Source organism: Microbacterium sp. LKL04, from assembly GCF_900102005.1.
Classification (GTDB): domain Bacteria; phylum Actinomycetota; class Actinomycetes; order Actinomycetales; family Microbacteriaceae; genus Microbacterium.
The window spans coordinates 1,993,590-2,011,387 of sequence record NZ_LT627736.1 but is presented as its reverse complement, the minus strand read 5'-3'; the positions used below and the strand labels follow the sequence as shown (position 1 = coordinate 2,011,387).

Genomic DNA, 17,798 nt, shown 5'->3' with positions numbered 1-17,798 from the left:
TAACCTCCGGCCCCTGTTGCCGTATGTTGGAATGCGGCGCGCCCCGACGCGCCCGGCATCCCACTGGAGGAAATCCCTTTGTTCAGCGCTATTGCGCGGGTCTTCCGCACTCCGGATCTGCGTCGGAAGATCGGCTTCACGCTCGGCATCATCGCCATCTACCGATTCGGTGCGCACATTCCGGCTCCGTTCGTCGACTTCCCGAACGTGAAGACCTGCCTGGACCAGTCCGGGTCCACCGAGGGGCTCCTCTCGCTCGTCAACCTGTTCTCGGGTGGCGCGCTGTTGCAGCTGTCGATCTTCGCCCTCGGCGTCATGCCGTACATCACGGGCACGATCATCGTCCAGCTCCTGCGCGTCGTGATCCCTCACTTCGAGACGCTGTACAAGGAGGGCCAGGCCGGCCAGGCCAAGCTCACCCAGTACACCCGCTACCTGACGATCGCCCTGGCGCTGCTGCAGTCGACCACGCTCGTCACGGTGGCCCGGTCGGGTCAGCTGTTCGGTATCACGGGCGTCCCCGAGTGCCAGCAGCTCCTCACCGATGAGGCGTGGTGGGCGCAGCTGCTCATGATCGTCACGCTGACCGCCGGTACCGGCCTCATCATGTGGATGGCCGAGCTCGTCACCGAGCGCGGCATCGGCAACGGCATGTCGCTCCTGATCTTCACCTCGATCGCCGCGACGTTCCCCTCCGCCCTGTGGAGCATCGCCGTCGCCCGCAGCTTCGAGATCTTCCTCCTCGTCCTCGCCGTCGGCATCGCGACCGTCGCGCTCGTCGTCTTCGTCGAGCAGTCGCAGCGCCGTGTCCCGGTCCAGTACGCCAAGCGGATGGTCGGCCGGCGCACGCTCGGCGGCAGCAACACCTACATCCCGATCAAGGTGAACATGGCCGGTGTCGTGCCCGTCATCTTCGCGTCGTCGCTCCTGTACATCCCGGCTCTCATCGCGCAGTTCAACGCGAACCCCGCGGCCGACGGCAGCGTTCCCGGCTGGGTCTCGTGGATCCAGGCCAACTTCGTGAACGGCGACCACCCGCTGTACATGGCGGTGTACTTCCTGCTCATCATCGGGTTCACCTACTTCTACGTCGCGATCACGTTCAACCCGGTCGAAGTCGCCGACAACATGAAGAAGTACGGCGGCTTCATCCCCGGCATCCGTGCGGGTCGTCCGACCGCCGAGTACCTCGACTACGTGCTCACCCGCATCACCCTGCCGGGCTCCATCTACCTGGGCCTCATCGCCCTGCTTCCGCTCCTCGCCCTCGCGACGGTCGGCGCCAACCAGAACTTCCCGTTCGGCGGCGCCTCGATCCTGATCATCGTCGGTGTGGGTCTCGAGACCGTGAAGCAGATCGACGCCCAGCTCCAGCAGCGCCACTACGAAGGACTCCTCCGATGACGCAGACCCCCGCCCGCCTCCTGATCATCGGCCCGCAAGGTTCGGGCAAGGGGACGCAGGGGGCTCGGATCGCCGACCATCTCGGCATCCCGACCATCTCCACCGGAGACGTCTTCCGCGCGAACGTGAAGGACGGCACCGAGCTGGGGCTCAAGGTAAAGGCGCTCATCGACGCCGGCGACCTCGTCCCCGACGACCTGACCAGCGAGATCGTCCGCGACCGGCTGTCGCAGGAGGATGCCGCGCACGGCTTCCTGCTCGACGGTTACCCGCGCAACCTCGGCCAGGTGGGCGACCTCGACGCGTTCCTCGACGGACGCAGCGAGCCGCTCACTGCGGTCATCGAGCTCTCCGTCCCGCGTGACGAATCGATCGCCCGCCTCTCGCGGCGCGCTGCCGAACAGGGCCGCGCCGACGACAACGAGGAATCGATCGCGAAGCGTCTGTCGATCTACGAGTCGGAGACCGCGCCGATCCTCGACGTCTACCGCGAACGCGGCATCGTCGACGAGGTCGACGGCTTCGGCTCGCTCGACGAGATCACCGAGCGGATCACCGTGGCTCTCGCGGCTCGCGGCATCACCGCCTGATGGTCTTCCGTCGCTCGATCTACAAGACCCCCGCGCAGCTGCGCGCCATGGTGGAGCCGGGGCTGATCACGGCCGCCGCGCTCGACGCCGTGCGTCCGGCTGTCCGAGCCGGGGTGACGACAGCCGAGCTCGACGCCATCGCGGAGGCGACGATCCGCGCCCGCGGTGCGGAGTCGAACTTCCAGCTCGTCCGCGGCTACCGGCATACCACGTGCATCTCGGTCAACCAGGAGGTCGTGCACGGCATCCCGGGTGATCGGGTCCTTGAGCCGGGCGACATCGTCTCCATCGACTGCGGCGCGCAGTTCGACGGGTGGAACGGCGACTCGGCGATCACCATCGTCATCCCCGACCCCGACCGTCCCGAGCTCGTCGAGCGTCGCCAGCGGCTGTCGGATGTGACCGAAGGGTCGCTGTGGGCGGGCATCGCCGCGCTCGCCTCCGCCGCGCGGGTCGGCGAGATCGGCGACGCCGTGCAGACCTACGTCGAAGCGTCGGGGGAGGGCTACGGCATCCTCCGCGACTACGTCGGCCACGGGATCGGCCGCAAGATGCACGAGGGCCCGACGGTCTTCAACTACCGCGTCGAGGACCTCGGTCCCGACGTGCGTCCCGGGCTCTGCGTCGCGATCGAGCCGATGATCGTCGGTGGCGACGAGGCGACCCTCGTCGAGGACGACGACTGGACCGTCAGCACGGTCGACGGCGAGGACGGCTCCCATTGGGAACATAGCGTCGCGGTGCACGATGGAGGTATCTGGGTGCTGACCGCTCCCGACGGCGGCGCCGCGGCACTTGCGCAGTTCGGCGTCACCCCGACCCCCATCTCCTGAGAGGACACGCACATGGCGACGGCCGCGCGTAAGACGAACTGGTTCGCGATCTGGGTCAGTGCGGGGGTGGTCGCCGTCCTCGTCGGCGTCATCGCCGTTGTCGCGGTCCTGAACACGCGCGCAACCGACCCCGGCCCCGTGCCGCAGGCCGGGGGCATCAATCGTGAGACCGGGGCCATCACCTTCGGCGACGGCCCCGACAAGGTCGCGACCTACGTCGACTTCATGTGCCCGTACTGCGGACAGTTCGAGGAGACCGAGGGCAAGACGATCTCGGGCCTGGTCGACGACGGCAGCATCACCCTCGAGGTCCACCCCGTCACGATCCTCGATCGCCTGTCGCAGGGCACCGAGTACTCGAGCCGTGCGGCATCCGCCATGTACGCGGTCGCCGAGGCGGACCCCGACAATGCCTACGCCTTCTTCCGTGCGCTCTGGGACAAGCGGCCGGAGGAGCAGACGCCGGGACTGACCGACGACGAGCTCATCCAGCTCGCCAAGGACTCGGGCGTGAATGTGACCGCCGCTCTCGAGAAGTCGATCAAGGACGGCGAGTACAAGACCTTCGCGCAGCAGCAGCAGCTGCCTGAGGGCGCCACCGGCACCCCGACGTTGATGGTCAACGACACACTCGTCCCCGTGACCTACGACCCCGAGACCGACATCGTCGCGAACCTGACCTCGCGCTGACGAGTCGGGGCGCGGGGCGGGCTCAGTCTTCGGCTGGGTCCGCACGCCGCCCCCGATTCCAGACCTGACGCCGAATCACCATCCGGCTGCCGAATCACCACCCGCATGCACGTCGGCGGGTGGTGATTCGGTGTTTTGGTGGTGATTCGGCGGAGTCGGGACTGGGGCGCCGCGGGGTTGGTGCGGGCGCGCGGGGCGATAGGGGAGCGCGGCGTGCGGGGGTCGTAAGGCGCGCGGCTGGCGGGAGCGGGGCGCGCGGGGCGCGCGGCGGCGGGAGCGGGGCGCGCGGCGGGCGCGCGGGGCGCGCGGCGGCGGGAGCGGATGCCGGGGGTAGGGGCATCCGCTCGCCGAATCACCACCGGGGTGCCGAGTCAACGCTCAGGTCCAGGGTTTCGGCCGGTGATCCGGCAGTTCAGCGGTGACTCGGCCCGCGAGAGGGTGTGGGGAAGACTCGGAAGTGGGCGAGTTTCGTGCGCAGCGCGGCGGTGGTGCGGATGTCGGCGGTCGACCACCGGACGAGTCGACGGCCCGTGACACCCCTGATCCAATCCTCGCGTGCCTTCTCGGCGCTGATCAGCTCGTCGAGGGCAGCCCCGCGGCGCATCTCCTCGACGCGGTACTTCACCTCACCGTCGTACTCGCCCCACACGTCGGCGTCGTCGAGCCCGAAGTCGACGAAGTACGCGCCGGGGCCCGGCCCGGGGATCCGCACCTGCAACCGCGGCGGCGCGAAGGCGATCTCGTGCAATCGCCACCGGCTCACGCTCTCGCCCGGACTCTCGGAGCGCCCGTCGGCCAGATCGAGCACCTCGCGCGCCTGGCAGACACCGCGCGCGCCCGGCCGGAGCCGCCGAGCCACCGCGCCTCGCAGCGCGTCCGCCGCGTCTGAGTCGTACGCGCGCCGGCTGTCGTCCCCTGCCACTCGCCGCATCGCGGCATCCGCCATCACGATCGCTGTCGCCACCGGCGCCGTGCGCAGCACGTCGGCGAGTGTGCGCGCGAGGCTCGTCGCCGTGAGTCGTCCGACCGCGGCGACGTCTGCGTCGGGGATGGCGCAGCGATGCCGCGACACCAACGGTGCACCCCGCGTGACTGCGCCGTTGTGGTGGGAGCCGGAGAGATGCACCCGAGCGGGCGCCGCACCCCACAGCGGGAGTCCATGGAGGATCGCCGCCGTCAGATGCGAGTAGACGACCGGTCCACCTCGGCGGCGCTCCTCGAACGCCGCCACCTGGAGGAGGTGTCGCTCGTTGGGCCACGCCTCAGCCCAGACCTCGTGCGGCACGAATCCGCCTCGCGCGATCCGATGGACGCCGCCGGTGGAGATGTCGCGACGGGTGACGCCGTTGCGCAGGAGCGTCGCACGCGATTCGATCCGGGATGCCGCGTCCTCGAAGTCCATGCCGCCCACCCTGGCCGCATGTGCTGTGGCGCGGGACGGCGCGCTCGCGGTAGGGGGAGGGCCGCGGCATCCGTCCCGCTGTGGAGGACGCGCCGGCGTCGCGAATCACCACCCGGATGCCGGATCACCAGCGAAACGCGCGCCCCTGCGTGGTGACTCGGCACGCGGGTGGTGATTCGGCGCCGAGGGCGGCGCCAAGGGCGGCGCCACGGGCCGGGCCGGGCGGGGCCGGCGCAGGGGGAAGCCCGAGACGCGACGCGCCCGAGTGGCGGGGTGCTCCGATATCACGTACACTAAATCTTTGGTGCGTTGCGCCTGTTTCGGCGTGTCACCACAAACCCCACTCACCGCAGACCGACCGGTCTGCCAACTGTAAGCGAGCGTATGGCCAAGAAAGACGGTGTCATCGAGATCGAAGGCGTGATCTCCGAGGCTTTGCCGAACGCGATGTTCCGCGTCGAGCTCAGCAACGGTCACAAGGTCCTGGCCACGATCTCCGGAAAGATGCGGCAGAACTACATCCGCATCATCCCCGAGGACCGTGTGGTCGTGGAGCTGTCGCCCTACGACCTGACCCGCGGCCGCATCGTCTACCGCTACCGCTAGACCGGTCGAGAAGTAACGCCCCGCTCGCCAGAGCGTCGGCGAAGACAGCGAATCAGGAACATCATGAAGGTCAACCCCTCCGTCAAGCCCATCTGCGACCACTGCAAGGTCATCCGCCGCCACGGTCGCGTCATGGTCATCTGCAAGTCGAACCCGCGTCACAAGCAGCGCCAGGGCTGATGGGATGCCGCGCCCCGCGCGGCTCGCAGGCTCACAACTGAACACATCTCGGCAGGATCAGAACCCGCTCAGCGGGGGACACCTCGGGTCGGAGGCCCGGGCACCGATCCTGCTCCACACCTCCACTGACTCCTAGGAGACATCGCATGGCACGTCTTGCCGGCGTTGACATCCCGCGCGACAAGCGCGTGGTGATCGCCCTCACCTACATCTACGGCATCGGCCGTACCCGCTCCGTCGAGATCCTCAGCTCGACCGGTATCGACGAGTCGATCCGCGTCAAGGACCTCTCCGACGACCAGCTGATCGCCCTGCGCGACCACATCGAAGGCGCCTACAAGGTGGAGGGTGACCTCCGCCGTGAGGTCGCCGCAGACATCCGCCGCAAGGTCGAGATCGGCTCGTACGAGGGCATCCGCCACCGTCGCGGCCTGCCTGTGCGCGGCCAGCGCACGAAGACCAACGCGCGTACCCGCAAGGGTCCCAAGCGCACCGTCGCCGGCAAGAAGAAGGCGCGCTAAAGCGCCGCCGCCACAGGTTTAGGAGAACACTCACATGGCACAGGCCAAGTCCGCAGCGCGCAAGCCGCGCCGCAAGGAGAAGAAGAACATCGCGCTGGGCCAGGCCCACATCAAGTCGACGTTCAACAACACGATCGTTTCGATTACCGACCCCTCGGGTGCGGTCATCAGCTGGGCCTCCTCGGGTGGCGTCGGCTTCAAGGGCTCGCGCAAGTCGACCCCGTACGCCGCCGGCATGGCCGCCGAGTCCGCTGCGCGTCAGGCGCAGGAGCACGGCGTCAAGAAGGTCGACGTCTTCGTCAAGGGCCCCGGCTCGGGCCGCGAGACCGCGATCCGTTCGCTGACCGCTGCCGGCCTCGAGGTCGGTTCGATCCAGGACGTCACGCCGCAGGCCCACAACGGCTGCCGTCCCCCGAAGCGCCGCCGCGTCTGATCCTCGACGGATGCCGGGGGCTGCGACGCGTGTCGCGCCCCGGCATCCCGGACACAACTCAACACTTCACCAATTGCACGTGTCATATAGCGGTCACGTGATTGAAAGGAACACATAGTGCTCATTGCACAGCGTCCCACTCTGACCGAGGAGAAGGTCGGCGACTTCCGTAGCCGGTTCGTCATCGAGCCCCTGGAGCCCGGCTTCGGCTACACGATCGGCAACGCGCTGCGTCGCAGCCTGCTGTCGTCGATCCCCGGCGCCGCGGTCACCAGCATCCGCATCGACGGCGTGCTGCACGAGTTCAGCACGGTCCCGGGTGTGAAGGAGGATGTCACCGAGATCATCCTGAACATCAAGCAGCTCGTGGTGTCGAGCGAGCGCGACGAGCCCATCACCGCGTACCTGCGCAAGACGGGTGCCGGCGAGGTCACGGCCGCAGACATCTCCGCTCCGGCGGGTGTCGAGGTCCACAACCCCGAGCTGGTCATCGCGACGCTCAACGACTCGGCGAAGTTCGAGCTCGAGCTGACGATCGAGCGCGGCCGCGGCTACGTCTCGGCCACGCAGAACCGCAACGAGTACGCCGAGGCCGGTCAGATCCCGATCGACTCGATCTACTCGCCCGTCCTCAAGGTCAGCTACCGCGTCGACGCCACCCGTGCCGGTGAGCGCACCGACTTCGACAAGCTGGTCCTGGACGTCGAGACCAAGTCGTCGATCAGCCCCCGCGACGCCGTCGCATCGGCCGGTCGCACGCTGGTGGAGCTGTTCGGTCTCGCTCGCGAGCTGAACGTCGAGGCCGAGGGCATCGAGATCGGCCCCGCGCCGGTCGCCGAGGTCCTGACCAACGAGCTCTCGATGCCGATCGAGGACCTCGACCTGTCGGTTCGGTCGTACAACTGCCTCAAGCGCGAAGGCATCAACACGGTGTCCGAGCTCGTCGCCCTCTCGGAGACGCAGCTCATGAACATCCGCAACTTCGGTCAGAAGTCGGTCGACGAGGTCAAGGACAAGCTTGTCTCGCTCGGTCTGTCGCTGAAGGACTCGGTTCCCGGGTTCGACGGCTCGCACTTCTACGGCGGCTACGACGACGAGACCGTCTGATCGGATCGCGGTTCGCCGGGTCCTTTTGACTGACTTTCATTTCCAGGAGTAATTGACATGCCCAAGCCCACGAAGGGTGCCCGCCTCGGAGGCGGCCCCGCACACGAGCGTCTGATGCTGGCGAACCTCGCCGCTTCGCTGTTCACGCACAAGTCGATCACCACGACCGAGACCAAGGCCAAGCGCCTGCGTCCGTTCGCCGAGCGCCTGGTGACGTTCGCCAAGCGCGGCGACCTGCACGCCCGCCGCCGCGTCCTCTCGGTCATCGGCGACAAGAGCGTCGTGCACGAGCTGTTCGCCGAGATTGCCCCGCTGGTCGCCGAGCGTGAGGGTGGATACACCCGCATCACGAAGGTCGGCAACCGCAAGGGTGACAACGCCCCCATGGCCGTGATCGAGCTCGTCCTCGAGCCCGTCACCCCCAAGGCGAAGTCCACCAAGAAGGCTGCTCCGGCCGCTGCCGCTCCGGCTGCTGCCGAGGAGCCCGCGGTCGAGGAGACCGAGGTCGAGACGCCCGCTGAGGACGCCGCCGACGCCGGTGCCGAGTCGCCCGAAGAGGGTGCCGCTGCTGAAGCCACCGCCGAGGACGCCGTCGCGTCCGAGGACGGAAAGGCCGACGAGGCCAAGTAAGGCTCCCTCTCCGGAGGGAATCTGAGGGCCCGCCCCCGTTTCGGGGCGGGCCCTTTCTCGTACCCCGGCGCCGGGCGTGCAGCGTGCGACGTGTCCGATGTCGACACTCCCGAACCGGGGTCAGCGGGCGCGGTGGAAGGTGTCGCCGACGGCCCACTGGGCGAGTTCGACGCGATACTCGAGCTGGGCTCGGCTGTTCTCGACCTCGTCGATCGCGTCGCCGACGGCATCCGCGTACCGCTTGCCTCCGGCTGCGCCGGGATGGATGCCGTCGCCCGCCAGCAGGTCTTCGTGACCCGATATCGCACTCGACCAGTCGGCGAGCGTCACGCCGGGCGCGCGGTCGGCGAAGGTGCGCAGCTCGTCGTTCACGCCGGGGATCCAGTCGCGCGGCGCGTGAGCGGTGACGAGCACGAGCGTCCGGGTCGGCCCGACGTCCTTCTTGAGCCGAGCGAGGTCGGCGGGATCGATCGGTCCGTTGGTGCCGAGGCCGACGACGACGTAATCGCGCAACTGTCCTCGTGCGGCCAGCCCGTCGACGATGTCGACGCCGGCACTCATCGAGCGCGACACCTTCGCGTCGATCTGGGCACCCGGCATCCGATCAATCAGGCCGCCTGCGGACGCGAGCATGACGGAGTCGCCCACGGCGGTCACGCGGGCGCCGGCGACACGTGCCGGGGCCGGGGGAGCGGGACGTCCGTCCGGGGCGGTGCAGAGGCCGCCGTCGTCGGTGAGGTTCGCGCTCGGGCACTCGGCAAGCAGCGCGGGGTCGTCGCTGCGCAGCGCGGCGCCCGGCAGGGTCGCGTGATCGGTGCGGGAGGATCCTGCGCTGAGTGCCGCGGCGCCGTTCTCGACGACGGCTTCACTCGAGGCGACCGTCGGCGCGTCGGCGACGGCGGCTGTCGTCCCCGCGACGACGAGCGCACCGGCGGCGACGGCGGCCGTCGCGGCGAGGCGGCGGACTGGGCCGCCGCGGAATGCCCGGCCGATGGCGCGGACGGACGCGCGGAACCCGAGCCGCCGCACGGGCTGCTCGACGAAGCGGTACGACACCTCGGCGGCCAGCAGCGTCAGAACGAGCGTGGCCGCGGCGACCTCGAGCGGCACGGCGACGTCCGGGGAGGTCCGCGTCGTCGCGACCGTGAGCAGGACGACGAGCGGCCAGTGCCACAGGTAGATGCCGAACGAGCGTTCGCCGACCCAGCGCAGCGGCGCGACGTCGAGGACGCGTCCGAGCCAGGACCCGGGGCGGACGGCCGCGGCGATGGCGGCGACGGTGAGGACGGATGCCGCGAGCAGCAGCCCCGGGAAGGTCTCCGCACCGCGCCCCGGCGTGACGAAGGCGAGCGCGATGATCGCCGCGATCGCGAGCCCGCCGAGCGCGGCGGGCACTCCGCGTTCGCGCGCGGCGGGACGTAAGAAGGCGAGCGCGACGCCCAGGAGCAGTCCGAAGGCGTGCGTATCGGTCCCGTAGTAGACGCGTGTAGGGTCCGCGCCGACGATCAGGACGGCGGCGAGGGCGGATGCCGCGGCCAGCGCGACGGCGACGACCACGCGCCCGCGGCGCAGCCGCAGGACGACGGGGAGCAGGAGCGGCCACAGCAGGTAGAACTGCTCCTCGACGGCGAGGGACCAGAGGTTCCGGAGCAGCTCGGGCGCGGAGGAGTCGAGCCCCCCGAAGTACGACGACCCGGCCGCGACCGCGACCCAGTTGTAGGCGAAGGTCGCAGCTCCGGCGAGCTGTGATCCGAGGCCCACGAGGACATCGCCGCCGATCGTCCACGCGAGCGACGCGCTGACGAGGACCACCACCCCGATCGCGGGCAGCAGGCGCCGCGCGCGGCGGCGCCAGAACTCGAGCAGCCGGATGCGCCCGTGCTCCTCGTGCTCGCGCATCAGCAGGGTGGTGATCAGGAACCCCGAGATCACGAAGAAGACGTCGACCCCGAGGAATCCCGCCGGCAGCGCCGGGAACAGGTGGTACACGACGACGAGCAGGACCGCGACGGCGCGGAGTCCGTCGAGGCCTGGCAGGCGCGCGGGAGCGGTTCGGGGCATGGCGGGGGCAGTCGTCGAGGGGGGTCGAGGGCTGGGGGGGCGAAAGTCGGCGTCCAGTCTACGAAGCGATCCTGAGCGCCGTCCGTCTCTTCCGGCGCGCTCGCGAGCGGGATAGGTTGGCATCACCGAGACACGCACGAGCGCCGCAGACGTCACCGCGATCGGGTCGGCGCGTCGTCCCAGGAAGGGCTGGCATCATGGCGGGCACCATCATCGTCGGAGTCACCGGAGCGCGCGTGTCGCGGCGGGCAGTCGACTGGGCGATCGCCCGTGCGACGACGCGGCGGCAGGCGATCGAGCTGATCTCGGTCGTGGGCGGCGCGATCGGCGCGATCGGCGAGGCGGAGGTCCTCGGGGCGGCGCAGACCGCGACCCAGCAGCTGCTCGACGGCGAGGCGAAGCGGGTGTCGGATGCCGGTATCCCCGTGTCGACGCGGGTCGAGTCGGGCAACCCCGTCACGAAGCTCGTCGAGGCGTCCCAAGACGCCGCGATCCTCGTGCTCGGCAGCGACTACCGGGGTCCGGGCACCGGGCCCGCGCGCGGGGTCCACGGCATCCGGATCGCCGCGGGGGCGACGTGCCCCGTCGTCGTGATCCCCGACCGCGACCTGGGTGAGGGGATGGGCGTGGTCGTCGGCATCGACGGGTCGGAGGTGTCCGAGCACGCGATCGAGTTCGCGGCATCCGAAGCCGACCGTCTGGGCGAACCGCTCATCGCGGTCAGCGTCTGGACTCCCGTGCACACGCCTCGGAACGCGATGGAGGTCTACCCCGACCTGTACCTCGCGAACATGCAGGCGACGACGGAAGAGGTCTTGGCGCTCTCCCTCGCCGGGCTGTCGGCCCGCTACCCCGATCTGCGTGTCGTCCGGCGGGTCGAGCGCGGTCACCCTTCGCACGTGCTGGCCGGGATCGCCGGCGACGCTCGTATGGTCGTCGTGGGGACGCATGGTCGCGGCGCGCTCGCCCGGTTCCTGCTCGGGTCGATCAGTCAGGAACTCCTGTCGCACCTCCCGACGGTCACCGCCGTCGTCCGCTGACACGGACGTGCGCGGCATCGTGCGTCGTGCGAAAGTGAGGGCATGACCCACACGGACACCGTCCTCGTCGTCGGCGAAGCGCTGATCGACATCGTCGAGCGGGATGGCGCGGACGCGGAGCACGTCGGCGGGAGCCCGGCGAACGTCGCTGTCGGCATCGCCCGGCAGGGGGTGTCGGCCTCGCTGCTCACCCGACTCGGTCGGGACGACCGCGGCCGCCGGATCGCAGACCAGGTGACGGCGTCCGGTGCCGGGATCCATGCGTCGTCGTGGACGGATGCCGCGACCTCCACCGCGCGCGCCCGGCTGCGCCCCGACGGCTCGGCCGAGTATGACTTCGACATCGTGTGGAAGCTCGACGCTGCGGCGGCCGAGGCGGCGGCAGGGGCGGCATCCGTCGTCCACTCCGGGTCGATCGCTCTGTTCCTGCAACCCGGGGGAGAGGTCGCGCTCGCGACCCTCGAACGCGCCCGCGACGCGGGCCGGGTGGTCACGGTCGACCCCAACGTACGTCCGGCCCTCGTCGGCGACGACCCGCGACCGGTCGCCGAGCGAGCGTTCGCGGCGGCGACACTCGTCAAGCTGAGCGATGAGGATGCCGAGGCGCTCTACCCCGGTGTGCCCGCCGCGCAGGTGCTCGAGACCATCGCGGCGCTCGGGCCGCAGATCGTCGTCATGACGCGCGGCGGCGAGGGCGCACAGGCGCTCGGAGCGTCGGGACACGTCGAGGTCGCACCGCTGCGCGTCGACGTGGCCGACACGATCGGTGCGGGCGATGCGTTCATGGCGAGCCTCATCACGAGCCTCGTCGACGACGCACGGCTCCTGAGCGGCGACGCCGATGCCCTGCACCGGGCGCTCCGCCGCGCGGTCGTGACGGCGGGCATCACCGTCTCGCGTCCCGGCGCGAACCCGCCCACGCGGGCCGAGGTCGACGCGGCGCTCTGACGGCCGCGGATAGGCTGGCATCGTGCGCCTGCGGATCGACCTCGCCTATGACGGCACCGACTTCCGGGGTTGGGCGCGGCAGCCGGGCCTTCGAACCGTGCAGGGCACGCTCGAAGCGGCGATCGCCCGCATCCTCGGCGGGGATCCGCGGCTGGTCGTCGCAGGACGGACGGATGCCGGTGTGCACGCATCCGCGCAGGTCGCCCACCTCGACCTCACCGAGGGTCAGGAGCGTCGCCTCCTGTCGGGCCGTCGCCCCGAGCCGGCGGCGCTCGCCGCGCGCCTGAACGGTGTGCTCGGGCCGTACCCGGACGTGTTCGTGCACCGCGTCGACGTCGCCCCCGAGGGGTTCGATGCGCGGTTCTCGGCGGTCTGGCGTCGCTACGCCTACCGGGTCGCCGACCGCGTGACGGGCTACGATCCGCTGGAGCGCGGGCGGACGACCTGGGTCCCGGCATCCCTCGACGTCGCAGCGATGGATGCCGCAGCCCGGAGCCTCCGCGGACTCCACGACTTCGCCGCCTACTGCAAGCCGCGCGAGGAGGCCACGACGATCCGGACCCTGCTCGAGTACGGCTGGCACCGCGACGATTCCGGCGCGCTGATCGCGTCGGTGAAGGCGGATGCGTTCTGCCACAGCATGGTGCGCGCGCTCGTGGGCGCGTGCGTCGCGGCGGGAGAGGGGCGGATCGAGGTGAGCCGCGTCGCCGAGATCCGCGACGAGCTCACCCGGACGAACGAGATCAAGGTCCTCGCGGCGCGCGGCCTGACGCTGACCGCGGTCGGCTACCCGGCGGACGATCTGCTCGCGACGCGCGCCGAGCAGACGCGCGCCCGGCGCGAGCTCGACCCGTCGACCGACTGAGCGCGCATCGCACGGCCTGTACCGTGCGGCGCGCCCCACACGAAGAAACTCCCCCAGGCCGTGGCCCGGGGGAGTTTCTTCTGCGATGGTTCGCGAGTGCCTTATGCCCGACGTGCGCGGCGCACCGAGGTCGCAACCGCGATGCTCGCACCGGCGAGGACGAGGACGCCGCCGCCGACCCAGAGGCCGAGGAGTGCGTCACCGTCGAAACCGGCGTTCGGAAGTGCAGTGCCGCCGTCGCCACCAGCGCCAGCGCCCGTCGCGGTGACCGCGATGGTCGTGGATGCCGAGGTGCCGCTGTCCTGGCCGACAGCAGCGAGGGTGTAGGTGCCGCGGGCGTTGGAGGGAAGGGTGACCGTGACGGCCGCCTCGCCCTGAGCGTTGGCTTCCTTGGTGATCGTCTGCGAGTCCTGAGCGGAGAACGCGACGAGAGCCAGGGTGGCGCCCGAGGCGTTGAAGCCGGTCAGGGTGAAGTCGACGGTCTCGCCTGCGGCGAAGTCGTCGAACGTCACAGTGCCGGCCTCGCCGGGAGCCAGGGCGCTCGGCGAGTCGACGACGACGGGGTCTGCGGGGTAGGCGCTCGCGACGGCCGGCGCCGCGAAGACCGCCGCGATGGCGACAGCGAGAGCCGCCGTTGCCTTGCTGATCTTGTGCTTCATGGTGACTGCTTTCGGTCGTCGTGAGTTCGAGGCGTGGACGGCAACAAAAAATCCAACCGACCGCCCCTCGTTGGTTGGACATAGCCAGTATTCAGGTTTTGCTCAGTATCGGCAACTAATCGGGGTTTCGATCAGGTAAACAACGACTCACTCCGACACATCCCCGGCGATCGGCACCCGGCATCCGCCCTTGTAGACTGTCGGCACCGCGGGGAGGGGTCATGATGCGGATGAGAACCGTGCGTCTGGCCGCAGTCGCCGTCGTGCTGAGCAGTGCCGTCGCCCTGTCGGGATGCGGACCCGCGCCGTGGGCGAGCGAGAGCCCGTCGGCCTCGGCTCCGGCAGTATCGTCGTCTCCGCCGCCCGTCGTCGCACCTCCGGTCGAGAACGACCTGTCGAGCGGGTCGACGCAGCGCGACCTGACCGCCGGTGCGGTGAGCGTCGCAGTCAACTACTGGTCCGAGCTGCGCATGGATCGCTGGACCCCCACGGCTGTCAAACCGGTCAGCCTGTCCCTCGTGACGACCGTGACCCCCAATGACGGGCAGAAGGTCTACCTGCAGAAGGCGACGATGCTGGCGATCCCCGCCAACGCTGAAGAGACGTTCCCCGCCCTCGACCCGCAGGTCGACCAGGCGAGCGTCAAGAACGGCTACCTCGTGCTCAAGCCGTACAGCTACTCGCAGACCTTCAACGTCGGCCAGGTGCCCGAGAACGCGACCTACGTGACGCTCCAGTTCACGTACGACTTCCTCGTGCAGACCAAGCCCCGAGCCGACGAGTACGCGAAGCAGACCGCGACCGACACGGTGACCGTGGCGATCGCGCAGCAGCCGGCATCCGGCTCGGACTAAGCGGTTCTGCGGGCGCGGTTCCGCAACCTCAAGAACCTCAAGATCCGGTAAAGGCCGTCGCGAGGGTTCCCGAAGTCCCGGTTTCTGGGCGGCGCGCGCCCCTACCGTGAAGACGTGGCACCGGCGGCGGCGACCCGAACCCCGCCGCCGGTGCCCTCCACCCTTCAGACCGAACGAGGTTCGCGCATGTCCATCCGTCCCCACGCCCGCCGCCGGCTCGCCGTCATCGCCCTGGCAGCCGCGGCCGCACTCTCGTTGTCGGGATGCTCGCAGATCGTCGAGGCGTTCAACGGGATCTCCGGCACACAGGACGACGCTCAGGCGGTGCCCGCGCCGAACGCGACGCCCGCCGCGGGCACGACCGAGATGCCGTTCGACTCGCAGTTCACCTACGACGGCTCCGTGCAGATGACCTACGAGGTCGCCGATGGTCTGCAGATCATCCTCGACATGTGGGCGGTCGATTCGAAGCGCACGCGCGAGTGGTACGCCGACAACTCGAAGACCTTCGGGTTCGCGGTCAACGTCAAGGACACGCGCGTCGACGAGAAGGCCGTCCTCAAGCAGAAGCGACGCGTCTACCTGTCGAACGTGACGATCAGCTCGCAGACCGCGCAGACCTCCAACCAGGTCAGCTCGCCGTTCCAGTTCAGTGCCGACCCGCGCACGCTCGTGCCGACCGACACGATCCGCTCGAACCGCGGACTGCTCATCAACAGCTTCCAGGGTGGTCTGCTCGTCCCCGAGACGACGATCAACCAGCTGCCGCAGGACACCTACGGCGTCACCCTGCAGTTCGCGCTCGACATCTGGGTCGAGGGGACGGCGAACGACGACAAGTCCTTCGCGCAGCAGACGGTCTACCCCGTTGTCCCGATTGCGATCTATCCTCGGGTTACAGAGACCGACGAGTCCACGGGGGGAACAACCGGCGGCACGTCGGGAGGAGACTCCCAGGGCACCACGGGAACTGACGGTTGGACGTCGACCGGCGGTACCGGCGGTCCCACCACACCGTGAATCCAGTTCGAGGAACCGACGTGACAAGTCCGTACATCCCCGGCCCGCAGGGTTGGCAGCCCGCACAGCCCCAGGCTGGAGCGTGGCAGGATCCGAACGCGGCGCAGTGGCAGCAGGGGTGGCCCGCCGCCCAGCAGGCCGCGGTGCAGCAGCCCGCGGCGCAGCAGCCTGCGCAGCCCGTCCAGCCGCAGCCCGTCCAGCCGCAGCCCGTTCAGCCGCAGTGGCAGCAGCCCGCAGGTGCGTGGGCCGAGCCCGCCGGTTCGTGGCAGGATGCCGCGCCGCAGGGCTCGTGGCAGGGTGCCCCCGCGCGAGACGGCTTCGGTGCCGGCCCCGGCGAGATCGTCCCCGTCGACGAGTTCGCCGACGACTTCGCTTCGGTGCTCGAGAACTCGTCGGTGCACCGCTCGACGATCGGGTGCATCGTCCCGGCCTACAACGAGGCCGAGTCGATCGCCGACGTCATCCAGTCTCTGCTCGCACAGAGCCGCGTGCCCGACGTGATCCACATCGTGGTCAACAACACATCCGACGACACGGTGAAGATCGCGTCGGAGTTCTCGGGCCCGCACGAGGTCGAGACCGAGCTCGGTCTGCAGTTCACCGAGGTGTTCGTCCACGACATCGGCAAGAACCCCGACAAGAAGGTCGGCGCCCTGAACTACGGGTACGCGCTCGTCGAGGGCTACGACTACCTGCTCGGCGTCGACGGCGACACGACCGCCGACCGGCGTGCAGTCGAGTACCTCGAGAACGAGGCCGTCGCCGACTCGCGTATCGGCGGAATCTCCGCGATCTACACGATCGACGACCGGCCCATCAAGGGTTTCATCGCCAAGTGGCTGATCGCCGGTCAGCGCACCCAGTTCGCTGCGTTCAACATGCAGAACCTGCTGCGCGGCCGCAACATGGCCGTGCTCGGCGGGCAGTTCTCGATCTTCTCGACGACCGCCCTGCGCGACATCATGAAGGAGAACCACCAGAACTCCCCGTGGGTGAAGGACTCCGAGGTCGAGGACTCACTGCTCTCACTGCAGATCAAGTCGGCCGGCTACCTCACGAAGATCAGCCCGTTCGCGCGGGCGGACGTCGGCGGCATGACGACGCTCAAGGGCTATGACGCCCAGCAGGTCAAGTGGACCTACGGTGCCATCGAGCTCATGTGGCCCGGTCAGCGCGGCGACACGAAGGGGCAGCCCTTCCACCCGAACCTGCGGCTGCGCTGGTTCGAGCAGTTCTCAATGCTCACGAACTTCTTCGTCCGCGTGGCCTTCATCACGCTGCTCATCGCGTCGCTGTCGATCAACGCGTTCGTCTTCTCGCCGTGGTGGCTGATCCCGCCGCTGGTGGCCGCGGGCCTGAACTTCCGCATGGCGCGCGCGATGGAGAAGTCCAACGGACGCGACCTCGCATTCGCGATGCTCATGTTCCCGGCGGAGATCTTCATGTGGATCCGGATCAGTCACTTCATCCGATCGTGGACCCGCTTCCTCTCGAAGAAGAAGGTCGACAACTGGGCCCTGCAGGCGAGAGCCGAGAAGGGCGGCGTCAGTTTCGGCCACTGGACGCCCTTCATCATCCTCGCCATCGTCGCGATCGCGATCGCCGTCATCTGGAACCTGCTCGACCCGGTGACCCAGTCCGCGATCCTGTGGGTCGGCTGGCCGATCGTCGGTGTCGTCACGGTGTTGCAGACCCTCACGATGGCCATCAAGCTCTTCCAGCGTCACCAGGGCTACAAGGTCTGAGTCGCGCCGGGCGCGCGGCGCAGATGTACGCGGATGCAATAGTTTCGCCGCGACACGCCGCGTTCTGAGCCGTGGATGCCGGGTGTCGCGCGGCATCCATTGCATCCGTCGTCGGTGCGGGGCCGTCTGAGCTCCGGCCTGCCGCTCCGGACTCGTGAGGGCTTGCCCGTGCGCCGAGTCACCACTCGGGTGCCGCGCCGGACTCGTGCG

Annotated in this window: 19 protein-coding genes; 16 read left to right on the top strand and 3 right to left on the bottom strand. The window is 69.3% G+C overall.

Going from position 1 to position 17,798, the window contains the following annotated elements:
• Nucleotides 1-78 precede the first annotated feature (78 nt).
• Genes secY through BLP38_RS09815 form a run of 4 tightly spaced genes read left to right on the top strand, consistent with a single transcriptional unit; the run spans nt 79 to nt 3,517 of the window.
• Nucleotides 79-1,404 (top strand): preprotein translocase subunit SecY, encoded by a 1,326-nt coding sequence (gene secY, locus BLP38_RS09830; RefSeq protein ID WP_091356744.1) that lies wholly within the window; start codon nt 79-81, stop codon nt 1,402-1,404.
• Complete coding sequence (locus BLP38_RS09825) at nt 1,401-1,994, top strand: adenylate kinase (protein WP_091356742.1); 594 nt, start codon at nt 1,401-1,403, stop codon at nt 1,992-1,994. Before secY ends, BLP38_RS09825 begins: the two co-directional genes overlap by 4 nt.
• The gene (gene map / locus BLP38_RS09820) at nt 1,994-2,827 is read left to right on the top strand and encodes a type I methionyl aminopeptidase (protein ID WP_091356739.1); all 834 of its coding nucleotides are present in this window, start codon (nt 1,994-1,996) and stop codon (nt 2,825-2,827) included. The genes BLP38_RS09825 and map overlap by 1 nt, the downstream gene beginning before the upstream one ends.
• A gap of 12 nt (nt 2,828-2,839) precedes the next feature.
• Nucleotides 2,840-3,517: a DsbA family protein gene (locus tag BLP38_RS09815; RefSeq protein WP_091356736.1), complete on the top strand. Its 678-nt coding sequence runs from the start codon at nt 2,840-2,842 to the stop codon at nt 3,515-3,517.
• 412 nt (nt 3,518-3,929) lie between these two features.
• On the opposite strand, the gene BLP38_RS09810 is transcribed toward BLP38_RS09815, so the two are convergent.
• The gene (locus BLP38_RS09810) at nt 3,930-4,919 is read right to left on the bottom strand and encodes a hypothetical protein (protein ID WP_091356732.1); all 990 of its coding nucleotides are present in this window, start codon (nt 4,917-4,919) and stop codon (nt 3,930-3,932) included.
• 384 nt (nt 4,920-5,303) lie between these two features.
• On the opposite strand from BLP38_RS09810, the gene infA reads away from it, so the two are divergent.
• From infA to rplQ, 6 genes are all read left to right on the top strand, one after another.
• Nucleotides 5,304-5,525, top strand: a complete 222-nt coding sequence (gene infA / locus BLP38_RS09805; protein ID WP_017201569.1) for a translation initiation factor IF-1 — start codon at nt 5,304-5,306, stop codon at nt 5,523-5,525.
• A gap of 63 nt (nt 5,526-5,588) precedes the next feature.
• Entirely contained in the window at nt 5,589-5,705 is a 117-nt protein-coding gene (gene rpmJ, locus BLP38_RS09800) for a 50S ribosomal protein L36 (protein WP_005050492.1), read from the top strand.
• Nucleotides 5,706-5,851: 146 nt separating this feature from the next.
• Nucleotides 5,852-6,226, top strand: a complete 375-nt coding sequence (gene rpsM / locus BLP38_RS09795; RefSeq protein WP_091356727.1) for a 30S ribosomal protein S13 — start codon at nt 5,852-5,854, stop codon at nt 6,224-6,226.
• A gap of 34 nt (nt 6,227-6,260) precedes the next feature.
• Nucleotides 6,261-6,659, top strand: a complete 399-nt coding sequence (rpsK, locus tag BLP38_RS09790) for a 30S ribosomal protein S11 (RefSeq protein WP_018171470.1) — start codon at nt 6,261-6,263, stop codon at nt 6,657-6,659.
• Between the two features lie 117 nt (nt 6,660-6,776).
• Nucleotides 6,777-7,766 carry a DNA-directed RNA polymerase subunit alpha gene (locus BLP38_RS09785; protein ID WP_091356724.1) on the top strand — a complete coding sequence of 330 codons (990 nt, stop codon included), beginning with the start codon at nt 6,777-6,779 and terminating at the stop codon, nt 7,764-7,766.
• Between the two features lie 57 nt (nt 7,767-7,823).
• On the top strand, nt 7,824-8,396 hold the full coding sequence (gene rplQ, locus BLP38_RS09780) for a 50S ribosomal protein L17 (protein WP_091356721.1): 573 nt from the start codon (nt 7,824-7,826) through the stop codon (nt 8,394-8,396).
• Nucleotides 8,397-8,516: 120 nt separating this feature from the next.
• On the opposite strand, the gene BLP38_RS09775 is transcribed toward rplQ, so the two are convergent.
• Nucleotides 8,517-10,457 carry an acyltransferase family protein gene (locus BLP38_RS09775; RefSeq protein ID WP_091356717.1) on the bottom strand — a complete coding sequence of 647 codons (1,941 nt, stop codon included), beginning with the start codon at nt 10,455-10,457 and terminating at the stop codon, nt 8,517-8,519.
• Nucleotides 10,458-10,654: 197 nt separating this feature from the next.
• On the opposite strand from BLP38_RS09775, the gene BLP38_RS09770 reads away from it, so the two are divergent.
• The 3 genes from BLP38_RS09770 to truA are packed head-to-tail and all read left to right on the top strand — an operon-like array spanning nt 10,655 to nt 13,310.
• Nucleotides 10,655-11,497: a universal stress protein gene (locus tag BLP38_RS09770; RefSeq protein ID WP_091356713.1), complete on the top strand. Its 843-nt coding sequence runs from the start codon at nt 10,655-10,657 to the stop codon at nt 11,495-11,497.
• 42 nt (nt 11,498-11,539) lie between these two features.
• Nucleotides 11,540-12,445 carry a PfkB family carbohydrate kinase gene (locus tag BLP38_RS09765; RefSeq protein WP_091356710.1) on the top strand — a complete coding sequence of 302 codons (906 nt, stop codon included), beginning with the start codon at nt 11,540-11,542 and terminating at the stop codon, nt 12,443-12,445.
• A 22-nt stretch (nt 12,446-12,467) separates the two neighbouring features.
• Complete coding sequence (gene truA / locus BLP38_RS09760; RefSeq protein WP_091356706.1) at nt 12,468-13,310, top strand: tRNA pseudouridine(38-40) synthase TruA; 843 nt, start codon at nt 12,468-12,470, stop codon at nt 13,308-13,310.
• Between the two features lie 101 nt (nt 13,311-13,411).
• Here the strand turns inward: truA and BLP38_RS09755 are convergent, their stop codons facing one another.
• Nucleotides 13,412-13,969: a hypothetical protein gene (locus BLP38_RS09755; protein WP_091356703.1), complete on the bottom strand. Its 558-nt coding sequence runs from the start codon at nt 13,967-13,969 to the stop codon at nt 13,412-13,414.
• 230 nt (nt 13,970-14,199) lie between these two features.
• Between BLP38_RS09755 and BLP38_RS09750 the strand changes: the two genes are divergently transcribed.
• The 3 genes from BLP38_RS09750 to BLP38_RS09740 all read left to right on the top strand — a co-directional run bounded on the left by BLP38_RS09750 (nt 14,200) and on the right by BLP38_RS09740 (nt 17,588).
• Nucleotides 14,200-14,823, top strand: a complete 624-nt coding sequence (locus BLP38_RS09750; RefSeq protein WP_231916476.1) for a hypothetical protein — start codon at nt 14,200-14,202, stop codon at nt 14,821-14,823.
• Nucleotides 14,824-15,009: 186 nt separating this feature from the next.
• Nucleotides 15,010-15,843: a fructose 1,6-bisphosphatase gene (locus BLP38_RS09745; RefSeq protein WP_091356700.1), complete on the top strand. Its 834-nt coding sequence runs from the start codon at nt 15,010-15,012 to the stop codon at nt 15,841-15,843.
• A 20-nt stretch (nt 15,844-15,863) separates the two neighbouring features.
• Nucleotides 15,864-17,588, top strand: a complete 1,725-nt coding sequence (locus tag BLP38_RS09740) for a glycosyltransferase family 2 protein (RefSeq protein WP_091356697.1) — start codon at nt 15,864-15,866, stop codon at nt 17,586-17,588.
• Nucleotides 17,589-17,798: the final 210 nt, after the last annotated feature.